The sequence below is a fragment of the Flagellimonas sp. genome, from assembly GCF_965215805.1.
GTDB lineage: Bacteria > Bacteroidota > Bacteroidia > Flavobacteriales > Flavobacteriaceae > Flagellimonas.
Genome location: NZ_OZ244124.1, coordinates 3,264,009 through 3,276,086, shown reverse-complemented (window position 1 = coordinate 3,276,086; position 12,078 = coordinate 3,264,009). Strand labels below are relative to the sequence as shown.

Here is a 12,078-nt window from a genome sequence, read left to right as displayed (position 1 = left end):
TACAATGAAAAATCTAAGAGGTGAAGAACTGGATAAGCGCTTAAAAGAAGAGTTACAAAAAATGATTGAAACAGGATATGTCTTAGCCCCTATCTCGAGAGCAACTCTACAGCGCAGGTTAGGCCTAAAAAGTAGAGGAACATTGGCCTTAGGGCATCGGGCAGAAATGATTCAAGCTGCAAGAAGAAAACAGCTCAATAATGCTGGGGTTAGTGAAGAAACCAAAAAACGAAAAAGCCTTAGGGAACAAAATGAAGAATTGAAGGAAATTATCAAATCCTTAGAAAAGGAAAGAGATGGACTAATTGAAAAAATAGGTCAACTAATCAATGGTATACAGCTCAGAGGGTACGACATCGAAGATTTAATGGTCGAAATACTTGGATAATTAAATCATTGCGACTTTTTGTCCTACTTTTTTTGTTATATGCTTCGGATTTTTAGATAACAATTATTCAAATATTGAATTTAAAATCTCTCGATCATATGGACTTATTCCGAAATCACCTGAAACAATATCATCCCCATAACTATTCCAGATAGTTTCAAAACTTGTCCCAATTGAATTCTCAGTCCACTCTGCTTCTGTAAATTGCATCACGGGGCCGTCATGTATTTCACAGTGATTCGAAGAAACGATTAAACCATCTTCATCATATTGCTGCATTTCTTGAAATAATTGCTTGGTAAAGTCATGTGCGATTTTATCATTATCGAATACTTTTCCTAGTGGAACTTGACTCGCCCCAACTAAAAGCTTTGGAGTCAATCCATGAAAATATCTCGCAAATTTACCTTCGCGATAGGCTATTAGTATATCGACCCAATCGTTCATATCTGTATATTGTTGTTAATTTAATGTTCCCTATATGTTTATCTTAAGCCTACATAAGAAATTGAAACGGCTTATAGTCTACAATTTGGTATACGCAGGTTTCGCAATCATCGTTTTATTGAGCTTTACTAACGGTTGGAATATTAAAAGTGGGCAATGTCGAGGACATCTTTGTCTGGTTGAAATGTAAGTTGCAACAAGCTACTGTCTCCTATTTTACTGCTGGCAAGCCTATTTTAAATACGTTATTACCTACTGGATATTAAGCTAGATCAAATACTTCAAGTGCTGTATAACCATTACTAGGAACAGATTTCAGAGCATTATACCAAGGTACGGTGTCGGCATCAATTATACCTATACATCCTTTTGTCCCAATATAATCTCCACCATCAGGATGAATGCCTAGCTCCGTTCTATGAGTTGAAAATTGTGGAGTTATAAGTTGAAACCAACATCTAAACAAAGAATCACAAAAAGCTGAGTCGCCAGTACTTTTGTCTATCAAACCATTTCTTTTAACATGATAAAGCCCTGCCGGAAGTTCTTTATTACCATACGGCCCGGATATTGCTCCAGATCTCAGTTTTTTTTCATTCCATGATAGTGTTCCATACGCTTTGTTATCTTCTCTTCTCTCAATTACGAATTTAATTGCCATTTTATTTTATTGAATTATTTAAATGTTTAACTCCTTCATTAAATTTCTTTGATTCAGTTAAGAATAGTTTTTTTGGTTTCTTGTAAGGGAATAGCAAACCATTCAAACCGTTTTGCGGATAAGTATTTGAATTTAACCGAATTGTATACTTAGTTCCAGTGCTGTCTGTATTGTAAATCATTTTCAATATTGGTGTTTTTACCTCGGCTATTCCATGTAAAGCAGACCATTCAACAGGCCAAGACAAAATTTCAAACCAAGCATTATATAAATTAGTTGGTAGTTTATCCTTGGCAATGGTTTTTATATTGTGCGCTAATTCCAATGAATTTTCGCAAGACAATTTTGAAGGTTTGAATGGTAGAACTGATATGCCCAAATTGGTCCAAAAAGGATTTAATAAGTTGTTATTAATTTGAACTTCTTTTGAAATGGTATCATCTGTTTCTGAAAGCAAGTACATCCAAGTATAGTCAACTAATTTGCTCTCACTGTATTTCGAATAAACTTCAAACCCGTTGACTGAATTTTGCGTCAGCTTTAATGCATCTGGTAAATGTTCTTTGGATTTGATGAGTTCAATGACATTTCCCCTTTTTCCTATTATCACCACTCTTTTATCTGCCGAAAAATCCTTGCCGCATATAGCTTCTACAGTTGATGGTGAAGAATTTAGATGCTCGCAGAATAAGTCTAATTCCAAGATCTTTTTTTTAAACTCATATACGTTATTAATGTCAATATACCTGACCTGAACGGTTATTAGTTCAAATACCTCTTCACTTAAAAGAAGGTTCTCTATAGCAATTCGTAATTGACTTATAATGGGATGCCATAGCGTTTCCAATTCATTGCTGACCCAAGTAATCCTTTGAAATTCATGCAATTCATAATCTAGCTTATCGATAATCAATGTTCTAAATTTTCTATTATTTCATTTAATCGTTTGTTTTTACCCTCAGTCCAAAGCTTCAATAATTCCTTTTCAATATATTTCCTTTGGTTAGATAGTGAAAAAGGTGTTTTGCCTTCTTTAATTAATTCCATCTCAATTGTTTCGAATAGAGCTTTAAACAGTGCGCAGTTTTCACTTTTATTTCGCCAATCACCTTTTGAAGCTGTTCCAGGGCATTGACCTTTACAAAACATGAAAAACCTGCAATCTTTACATCCGCCATATTTGTCAGGGGTATAATAAAGAGAAATGTATCGTTCATATCCTACTTGATCTGGTTTTTGAAAATTTATTCCTTCTTTATCAGTGTTTCCGCAGTTGTTAAAACGACCTTGTCCATCAATTCCAGTTACGGCCTCAGTTGTATATGGATCACAAGCACTCCATACACAATCTGAATTCTCATCATTTCCTAATAGTAATTCACGTATATTATCAAAAAAATCAAATCTTAAATTTGTCAATGTTCTTTCAAACATCCTGTATTCAATAAATGCATTAATGTTTTCTTGACTATTAAATGCATGATGATATAAGGGGGCACTGTAGTCGACTTCAAGAACATGAATTCTTGCTGATTGAAGACCTAATTCATCTAATGATCTTAACCAATTAAACATTTTCGGTAGTCGATTTTTGGTACTATTGCACTTAGTAATCTGAAAATTAAGAGATGTTGGTACTTTATGAATAAGCAGCTTTTTTAAATTTTCAGTTGATTTTTTAGTGCTTTCCCTAGTTTTAGAAAGTGTTCTGTTCCATCTAACATCATTCAATTCTTCAGGGCCATCTACTGAAACAGTTACATGAACATTATACCTTTTAAAAAGCTCAATGTGATTATCATTGCACAAGGATCCATTTGTCAGAATTTGATTTTTTCCATATTTATCATAACCAAATTTGAATAGCTCTTCTAAATCTTCTGTTTTTATTAATAAGGGTTCACCTCCCCACAAAATAAATGGTTCATCTAAAGCATCTATTCTCTGTATGGTTTCTTGAAGGTTATAATTGGAACTGCCATTACCACTATCCCTTAAAGGGTTTTGATAACAATATTGACAGGCGATGTTACACTTTGTTCCTAATAATCTTAATTCAATCATTTTTTACCACTTGACATAAGGACTCTTGATGTATGGGCTTTTGATATATGGGCTTTTGATGTATGGGCCTTTGATGTATGGAAAACGAATATCAATGTCCGGAGTTTTAAAGCCTATTTTTTTCAGTATTTCCTTCGCTACATTCTCAGGAACTTTAAGTACATTTACTAAAACATCACCAACTTTGCCAGCCTCATAGCCTATATTTTTAAGTGTATTTGAAATTATTTCACTCGAATAAGAAAGTCCAGATAAAACTTCTCCAATTATCTCTGCCGAGCTTCCTAGGACATTTTTCAGAACCTTAGCAATTTCTTCTACTGATGCCTCCATTTTTTTTAATACCTCAGCGATTTGTTTTTCGCTGTAATCATAAACCAACTTTAGAGTTCTAGCTATTTCCTCAACTGAACTACCAACACCCTTTAGTATTTCAGCAACAACTTGTCCAGATAATCCAAGAACATCTTTTAAAGCTTCCGCTATTTCCTCTGTTAAATATCCTGCCTGTTCTAAGGCTTTTGCCAGTTCTTCTTTAGATGCCTCGTAACCTTTATTTAATGCTTCTGCTACTTCTTTGGCTTGATACCCAACTTTACGCATTAACTCAGCACCTTTTTCCAGGGTTTCTTCAAATTCTTTATTTAAGGCCCTTCCAATTTCTTCTAATTTCTCTCCTACAAATTCAATAGCATCTTCAATTGTTGCAGTTAACCAAGCCAGAGCATTTTCTGCTAATTCTCTGATAACCTTCTCCTTGATGAAATGCTCAAGTTCCTGTACTATTTTATTGAGGTCTCTGATTGCTAAGGTTAAAGTGCCCAAGTCAAAATGGACACCAATAAAATCAAAAGATAGACTCATTGAACAACTGAGTTCTTCGTTGTTAAACTTTGCATTAAACGCTCCTTTTAATTTGCAGTTTAGCGTGATGTTACCCAAACTTCCAAGGGATATTTTCATTCCATCGATGCCAGCGTTAATAATTGTATCTGCCTCAAAAGATTGATTTTTATAGATAATCTTCAGTTCATTTTCCAGAATACCCGCTATGTCACTTTTTAATTGTGCCATAAATCCATTATTGTTTATTGAACCGTTGGCTTCTCCAGTTATTCCTAATACTTCAATTTTGGTAGAAAAGGAAAAATAATGTGGTATACCTGTTGAATAAAATGAAACCTCCATGCCTCCAGGCTGTATTGTAGTAGCTCCTTTATAAGTTTCGGGTGTTCCTTGTCCATTCCCTGTAATTTTCAGTAAGCCATTGCCGATGTCGATTGGGTCGGCTACAAATTTTCCTGTACTCTTTCCGTCACCGGTGAATTTAAGTTCTGTAAATGTCTTATGGCCTAATATCTTTGTAATCGATGATAGTCCAAAAACTGGATATGCGATAGTACCGTCAGGTTTTTTTTCACCCAAAGGATTTTCGCACCAATGGAACATGACTTGTTCCATTGATATCTCATTTAAAAATTTAGGTAAGGCAACATCCTGATTAGTCATCGCCTCGATAATGAGTTCAAGATTTATCTCATCCAGATATAAATACGCAAATGTCGGGGTGATTTTACCTGGTAGAGCAGTATAAATAATTTTAAACTCATTTGATTTTATTCCAAATGATTCATTGAGTTGGCCATCTTCAAGATTATGTGGTTTATTTGGTCCTATGTAGAATGTTCCTTCTGCTCCAACAAAAGGAGTACCCACTAATGTACCTGCACTTACGGTTAACGTATTTAAATTAACTCCGGGTACACCAAAAGGCACTGGCAATTCTTTTGCAATAGAATCAAGGTTAAAATTTCCTTGTATTTTATCTGCTCCATATAGAAATGCTCCTTCAATTTTTATTGAAGGAATTGCAGGCAATTCGATTTCAAACATACCGTCCAGTGAAAACTCAACGGGAGCAAGTGGGCGAATTTTTAATTTAGGTTCACTAATTTGAAATATATTGTCAACTTTTATGTCGCGGGGTATTAATAAATTAAAATCAATATCGATTCTATCTCTCAAATTCCAAGACATAAAGTAAGGCCCCGGGCCCATTATAGGTTCCAGCGGTTGAGAAATCAAATTAGCTATGTCACCAGAATTTTTCAAGTCAATAAATCCTGCCAAATTAATTCCAGGTAAAAAATTTACTGCCTCTGAACTGTAAATTGGAAATGATTTTGAATCAATCCTGGTTATTGCCTTTGACGTAATGATGAAGGCAAAATCTTCAATTTTTAATGAATCGAGAGGCTTTAAAAGGTCTCCTATTAAGTATGGAATTGAAGAAAATGTCAGAAAAGCTTTATTTGGTTTGCAAATTGCAAACAATTCAAGTTCTCCATTTTCATATGTTATTTCTATTTCATACTTGAAAGAATCGTCTCTTCGGTTTCGTCTTGTGAAAAAGAAGTTTTTTGAAGATGATAAAAATTTAATCCTATCAATTTCATCAGATAAGATTTGAATTTCACGAATCCTTATACTTGAGTTTCGAAAAAAATCGAGTCCATTTGATATTTCGTCCCCGAAATCTTTAAAAGACAGACTTAGGGATCCTGAATTAAGTTCAGCTCTTAATTCATTAAATTGTTCTTGAGTAATAGCCATAGTATTTTAAAATTTATAAAACTCATCTTCCAAGCTTTCAATCATTTTTTGGGGAAATTTATCCTCTAGCTCGTCAAGCATTAGACCTATTTCATAAGTGCTTTTATTATCCCTGTTCGCTTCAACTACTAATGAATATGGATAGCCATCATCGCTTCCTCTTTTTACTAATATTATTCTTTCATCATCAAATTCAGTGGTAATTACCATAAAGAAGGATTCTCTTTCGGACAAAAATCCTCCTCCATTATTTCCAAGACGACAGTCCCCATTGGTGTAACTGTTCGAAAGTATCTCTATGCAGTAATCCTTTATAAGGGCAGTTAACTCATTGAAACCGGGTATTTGTTCTCTAAGAATCATTCCTCTTCTTCATCTTCTAAATGGTTTTTTCCGTATTTATCCATCTCGGTTTTATAAAGTTGCTCACTCTCATCCTTGAATCTATTCCTATTCTCAAATAGTTCAGAAAACTTGTCATAGAGATTTCTATAAATTATTTGGTGCGCTTTGTTCTGTAGATTTTTTGCATTGAACTCATCCATCTCAAAATCAGAATCTATTGCATTATCAAGTAGAATCATCAAATCCTCCTTGTTTATGGAGTCTATTGCTTGCCAATCTTCATCTCCCTTATGATAGAAGGCCTTATTATCTTCAATTTTTAAGTATTTCATAGGACTTTCCTCTTTGAGTATATGCCAGATCACCAGCTTCTAAACAATTCAACATTATATCGTAGTTACTTATTTCTTCTCCATCTACAGTTTTAAGTTTTGTGTCCGAAGGAAACCCGGAGAATATTTTGAAACTTGCCTTCTTATCTACAACCTCCTTTTTTGTATATAGCACATAATCCGGTTTGATAGACGCTCCTACAGTATTATTATGGGTGACTATTATTACAGGAACTGATTTTGCAATGGATTTTATCTGCTCATTGACTTCATTTTTTAGAAATAAATTATCAAAAGAAGATTCTGGTTCATCAATTAGCAATAAATCATAATGATGGGCATTCTGTATTTTCTCTAGTAGGTTAAATTCTGATCTTTCACCACCTGAAACTTCAATTCCATGTTCGTTCAGAATTTTGTATTCTACATCAACAAAATATTTATAATATTCGGTTTCTGGCAGGACTGAAATTTTGCGCAACTCATCCAGATATTCGATAGGCGAATCATAGACTTCAAAAGCATCTTTAAATATTGTTTTCCGCCCACTTTTATTGAGAAGTTCTTGAGCGCCATTAAATCTTTTTGTAGAAGCAACTATTTTAAATCTTCGAACATCACTTTGCTCAATAACCCTTTCTGTTTTAACAAATCCCACTAGTTTTTGAAACTTGTCTAATCTTTTCAAATCCAACAAGGTTTTATAGAAATCTATGTCCTCAATAGAAATGGACGCGGTATTGGACTTTAATTCACTCTTGATATTGGATAGAATTGAGTTTATCCAAAGCTTCTTTTGATTTAATTCTTCCTCTTGATTATATTTCTGGATTAGTTCTAAAAGCAAACTCACCAACAACTCTTTCGTAATGTGCTTATCAATGATTGCTCTATATTCAATATTCTCAATCAGTAATTTTGTAGAACTAATAAGCTGTTTGAGTATATCATTATCAGTTTCCAAATATTTGCTTTCATTGAATAATGAGCATTTGGAATAGATGTCTTTCTTTTCTTCCTCAGAGGCAACTCTAAGCAATGTATCTAAATAGTTTTCTACACTTTTTTCATTTTCAATCCTGTCAATTTTCAGAATCTCATCTAAAACTGATTTAAATTCCTTCAAGTAAAGTTCGGAGACACTACTTTTTTTAATGGTTAGTAGATCGTTAAATCTTTTTTTATCTTTTTCTTCATCCGTTTCTAAGAGCTCAAATTGTTTGATATATTTAACATTTTCATAATCATTGAATATTCGTTTTAAAGTAAATGATTTACCCGATGACCGTTCTCCCAATACTACATTTAGACCGGTTGAGAGCTTTTGTCCATTTTCAAAAACCTGAAAAAAAGTATGGCCATCTTCCCTAACAAGAAAAACTTTCTCTTTGTCTAACAAACAAGTTTTTATAGCTTTTAGTGAAGTATCATCAATATCTATATAAGTTTGACGAGGAGAAAATTCAGTCATATCTTCTTTAAATCTCAAATCACTGAATAAGACTGGGGTCAAACTCTCGGCATCGTTGATACAATATTTGAATTTTTTTGCACTCGTAACTTCACCAGAACTAATGAAATCTTTTAATTCTTCAATTATTTCTGGTCTAATTATTGGTTTCTTATCATAATGAGGAATTAGAAGATATCGATTTAAATCAACAAAAACTTCTTTCAAATTTTGGACTGAAATAAAATCATGTTGATTGGAAATCGACAATGCTACCTTATTACACTTACTTTCAAAATCTTCCAGTTCTGAATCCTCTGAAATAAGAAGTAAGTGACCCTTTTCTAAGTTAATTTCAATTCCTGGAAGAACTTTAATACTTAGTTCCTCCTTGATTGAATTAAACTGTTCAAGATCAAATAGATTGTGATTGGTTATGGCAATACAATCTATTGCTAAACTGTTTACATATTCTTTTAGTTTCGATAGACTAAAAACAAAATCAGAATCACTCAAAGAAGGCTTTGTGTGAAGATGTAAATCAATTTTCTTCATGTTTATTCAACCTTTTACTATTCAGCAACTACTTCTAGCAAACCTCTTAATTTTGATAGTAATTCGTCAAATGTTATGATGTCAACATTCTTCTGATTAGTTCGTAGTAGCTCAAAACATTTACTCTGATGCTCCGTAAGATTCTTTTTTAGCCCGATTACTAAAATTGCTTTTGGATCTAATATCCTCTCTTTGTTTCCAAATTCTTTTAAGAAAACTTCCTTTTGGTCAAGACATTGGCTTATACCGCCTGATAAATCATCTGAGTAGGAGAAAACATCGGGCTTTCTATAAGGACTTTTTTTAAGCAGCTCTTTTTTGTGGGTTTTAATTTCAAGTAATGCGAAATTGTCTTGAAATCCATTCTCAAACAAAAAATCAACAACTCTCCCATCTTCGTTTTCCAATGTCTTACCGCCTACATAAGCTTCTTGCTTTCTTAAAATAACCTCAAAAGGGAAAAGATGATTTAGTATCCATGAATTCTTACCAAAAAAAGTCTGCCACTGTTTTTCATTGTCATTTTTGGCGGACATCAACCTTTCGAAGTTCTTGATGATATCCTCTATGAACACCTTGTTTATTTTATCGCGTGTTTTGATAAAGTTGGATGTTACAGAAATTTTGCTGGGTGGCGCAGTCTCCATAACTGTCGATAGGGATTCAATATCAGCCTTACTGACCTTTTCGAAAGAATCGAACTTTTTTAAAAAAGCATCTAGTTGGCCCGCATTGAGATACACTTTTTGTCTATCAAGTTTTGTGGTTATATCTGCTATTTCATTGTTTATCATCAATTTTCTGGTTCTATCGTACCACCTTTTTTCATTTCCGATTTTTTGGAGAATTGGGAGTAAATCCCCCCAGTTCAATGAGATTGTTTTATTTGAAAATCTATTGTTAATATTTATTCCAATGATAAGCTTATCAACTTCTTTGAATTTTGAGTAAAGAATCTGTGTAAATTGCCTAATTCTGTTGGAACGTAGGCCATACCTGCTAGTGACTTTGAAATCATTTGGAATATCAGATTGCTTCGGCCATCCTTTGAGCTCAATTGTCTTGATTTTCTTTGATTTTACAGTGCCATCTGTGGGATTGACTGAATATGGGAAATAGACAAACTTATCCTCCTTTTTATAGGTTTCTTTTGCCTTATGAATAGGCTTTCCCTTTTCATTACAGTATGAAAAGACCGTTTTTATATTATTATCTACGGTTACGTTTTCCTGGTTTGGGTTGTATTTTGGCATTTTCAAATAGTAATGAGATTATTGGGTTATTTATTATGAATGCAAAAAAATCTCACCATGCTCATTGCGGAGCATAGAAGAGATATTTAAGAATTGAAATTTAATTTGGGGAAGTGCTCTAAATTTAGGTTTTTGAATTTGAAATCGATTACATAAAAACCTTAATTTTTCTGGGGTTTTTCTGCAAAAAACTACTGGAATAGATTCCAAAACATAAACACTATTTTTGAGTAATGGATTTAATACCGCCTGAAAAATTTGATAAAATTCTCTTTGTCTGTTCGGTAAATAAACAAAGGTCCAAGACCGCTGAAGACTATTTTTCGAAAGAGCATAGTAATCTAGAATTCAAATCAGCTGGTACAAACATCAAAGTGTGCAGAAAAGAAGGAACCAATCCATTGACTGAGGAATTGATGGAGTGGGCTACTTTAGTATTTGTAATGGAAACCAAACACCAGAAGCTAATACAAAAACACACGGGAACCACTTACAATTCCAAAATTAGAGTTCTAAATATTCCGGATAGATATAAGTACTATGACAAAGAGTTGATTGAAATATTAGACTCTAAGATTAAATTTCAGTGAAAAAAAGAAATGATTTGTTGTTCATCAAAAAAATCTGCCCATGAACATTTCTCATGAACACTTTTTTACAGCATGAGCTTGAATAGCTTGATTTATAAGCCTGTTTTAGAGTTTATGAACAAATGACATTGGATACTTGTAAAATAGAATATTTCAAAGCCTGAGAATACCCTAATTACTATCCCCCAGTTCCATTCTATTGAATATTTGATAAAATTTTCCTTTTAAGGCTTTTTATCAACCGCATGCTCCTCAATATATGTAGATAACTTAGAGGGTTCCGGGCCTATATAATGGAAACGTTCGGCCCATTCCAGTCCATAAGGCTTTCCAATTTCCTTATCTGAAGGAACGCCGCGCATACGTTGCGAATCTATATCCAGCACAAAATGCTTAATGTAATTCGCGTTGGCCGTTTTATCATCATCACCCAAAATGGGTAGCCGTTTTCCTTTCTCGGAAAGACTTTTCTTTAGCCGTGCCCCGGCTTCACCACCTGGACCTTGGGTAGTTATCACCGCATTGGCATGCACTTTTTTATCAATGCTCTGGGTGGTTTCCACAATCCTGTTGACCAACTGAGGCCCTCTTGCAAAATAGTACCGTTCAGCAGCTGCATGGGGTTTTAAGCCGGTTTCAAAATGCTCTGGATAATCCAACCTCCCGGCAGACATCCATCTGGCCGATTCTACCGCCATGGCGGTAATGTAATGATCAGGGTTCTCCTCATAATGTCCCCAGGGATCATAGGTAATTATGGTATCCACTTTCAGCAGCCGAAACAGAAAAATAAGCCTCCCCCTTAACTCTTGGATGCTGATATTATCCATTCTATGGTTTCTATACCCCAAATCGTAAACTTTGGACAGTCCCAAGGCTTTGGCCACCCGTTCGTTGTCTTTTTCATTGTTATGGATCACTTCTCCTACCGTGGCTCCCCTCCCGGCATGGTCGTCGTTACTCGTGCGAATTAGATATCCCGTATACCCTTCCTTAATGAGTTTGGCCACGGTTCCCCCAGCAAACAGGGCAATGTCATCATTATGGGGCTGGATGGCAGCCAAAACCTTGCCCTTGTGCGGTTGGCCCGACACATGTTTTTCTACAGTGATCTTGTCTGTATTGTTGATTATTTGGGAATGTTCAAAAGATTTGGGGAATGAAGGTAGGAGTCCCATGGCTACACTTTTGCCTATAAATGATCTTCGTTCCATAATTGTTGGGTTGTGGTTCTCTCAAAGATACACCATTATCCCGCTGTAAGAGAGCATCTTTCAGAACCGATTATACCCATTGGGAATAGAGATTCTGCAATCCGAAGTACTAAAAAGGATATAATTATCCTAAATCTGATAATTGTCATATTATTTGGAACTGCAC

Annotated in this window: 11 protein-coding genes; 1 reads left to right on the top strand and 10 read right to left on the bottom strand. The window is 34.4% G+C overall.

The annotated features are described in order from the left end of the window. The first annotated feature begins 4 nt into the window (after positions 1-4). Entirely contained in the window at positions 5-388 is a 384-nt protein-coding gene (locus ACOOE0_RS14510) for a hypothetical protein (protein ID WP_420399621.1), read from the top strand. Positions 389-451: 63 nt separating this feature from the next. Here the strand turns inward: ACOOE0_RS14510 and ACOOE0_RS14505 are convergent, their stop codons facing one another. From ACOOE0_RS14505 to ACOOE0_RS14460, 10 genes are all read right to left on the bottom strand, one after another. Further along, complete coding sequence (locus ACOOE0_RS14505; RefSeq protein WP_420399620.1) at positions 452-835, bottom strand: hypothetical protein; 384 nt, start codon at positions 833-835, stop codon at positions 452-454. 262 nt (positions 836-1,097) lie between these two features. Then, on the bottom strand, positions 1,098-1,496 hold the full coding sequence (locus ACOOE0_RS14500) for a hypothetical protein (RefSeq protein WP_420399619.1): 399 nt from the start codon (positions 1,494-1,496) through the stop codon (positions 1,098-1,100). A 1-nt stretch (position 1,497) separates the two neighbouring features. After that, positions 1,498-2,409, bottom strand: a complete 912-nt coding sequence (locus ACOOE0_RS14495; protein ID WP_420399618.1) for a hypothetical protein — start codon at positions 2,407-2,409, stop codon at positions 1,498-1,500. Then, positions 2,406-3,560 carry a radical SAM protein gene (locus ACOOE0_RS14490; protein ID WP_420399617.1) on the bottom strand — a complete coding sequence of 385 codons (1,155 nt, stop codon included), beginning with the start codon at positions 3,558-3,560 and terminating at the stop codon, positions 2,406-2,408. Before ACOOE0_RS14490 ends, ACOOE0_RS14495 begins: the two co-directional genes overlap by 4 nt. Positions 3,561-3,563: 3 nt before the next feature. Beyond that, entirely contained in the window at positions 3,564-6,173 is a 2,610-nt protein-coding gene (locus tag ACOOE0_RS14485; protein ID WP_420399616.1) for a hypothetical protein, read from the bottom strand. Positions 6,174-6,179: 6 nt separating this feature from the next. Then, positions 6,180-6,536 (bottom strand): hypothetical protein, encoded by a 357-nt coding sequence (locus ACOOE0_RS14480; protein WP_420399615.1) that lies wholly within the window; start codon positions 6,534-6,536, stop codon positions 6,180-6,182. After that, positions 6,533-6,850, bottom strand: a complete 318-nt coding sequence (locus ACOOE0_RS14475) for a hypothetical protein (protein ID WP_420399614.1) — start codon at positions 6,848-6,850, stop codon at positions 6,533-6,535. The genes ACOOE0_RS14480 and ACOOE0_RS14475 overlap by 4 nt, the downstream gene beginning before the upstream one ends. After that, on the bottom strand, positions 6,831-8,855 hold the full coding sequence (locus ACOOE0_RS14470) for a PHP domain-containing protein (protein WP_420399613.1): 2,025 nt from the start codon (positions 8,853-8,855) through the stop codon (positions 6,831-6,833). The genes ACOOE0_RS14475 and ACOOE0_RS14470 overlap by 20 nt, the downstream gene beginning before the upstream one ends. A gap of 17 nt (positions 8,856-8,872) precedes the next feature. Further along, positions 8,873-10,108, bottom strand: a complete 1,236-nt coding sequence (locus tag ACOOE0_RS14465) for a Shedu immune nuclease family protein (RefSeq protein ID WP_420399612.1) — start codon at positions 10,106-10,108, stop codon at positions 8,873-8,875. A gap of 814 nt (positions 10,109-10,922) precedes the next feature. Continuing rightward, entirely contained in the window at positions 10,923-11,912 is a 990-nt protein-coding gene (locus ACOOE0_RS14460) for a PIG-L deacetylase family protein (protein WP_420399611.1), read from the bottom strand. Between the last annotated feature and the right edge of the window lie 166 nt (positions 11,913-12,078).

What these genes read in the sequence shown, in the direction of transcription:
- ACOOE0_RS14510 (WP_420399621.1), top strand. Translation starts at nt 5, where the DNA reads ATGAAAAATCTAAGAGGTGAAGAACTGGATAAGCGCTTAAAAGAAGAG.
- ACOOE0_RS14505 (WP_420399620.1), bottom strand. Translation starts at nt 835, where the DNA reads ATGAACGATTGGGTCGATATACTAATAGCCTATCGCGAAGGTAAATTT.
- ACOOE0_RS14500 (WP_420399619.1), bottom strand. Translation starts at nt 1,496, where the DNA reads ATGGCAATTAAATTCGTAATTGAGAGAAGAGAAGATAACAAAGCGTAT.
- ACOOE0_RS14490 (WP_420399617.1), bottom strand. Translation starts at nt 3,560, where the DNA reads ATGATTGAATTAAGATTATTAGGAACAAAGTGTAACATCGCCTGTCAA.
- ACOOE0_RS14485 (WP_420399616.1), bottom strand. Translation starts at nt 6,173, where the DNA reads ATGGCTATTACTCAAGAACAATTTAATGAATTAAGAGCTGAACTTAAT.
- ACOOE0_RS14480 (WP_420399615.1), bottom strand. Translation starts at nt 6,536, where the DNA reads ATGATTCTTAGAGAACAAATACCCGGTTTCAATGAGTTAACTGCCCTT.
- ACOOE0_RS14475 (WP_420399614.1), bottom strand. Translation starts at nt 6,850, where the DNA reads ATGAAATACTTAAAAATTGAAGATAATAAGGCCTTCTATCATAAGGGA.
- ACOOE0_RS14470 (WP_420399613.1), bottom strand. Translation starts at nt 8,855, where the DNA reads ATGAAGAAAATTGATTTACATCTTCACACAAAGCCTTCTTTGAGTGAT.
- ACOOE0_RS14465 (WP_420399612.1), bottom strand. Translation starts at nt 10,108, where the DNA reads ATGCCAAAATACAACCCAAACCAGGAAAACGTAACCGTAGATAATAAT.
- ACOOE0_RS14460 (WP_420399611.1), bottom strand. Translation starts at nt 11,912, where the DNA reads ATGGAACGAAGATCATTTATAGGCAAAAGTGTAGCCATGGGACTCCTA.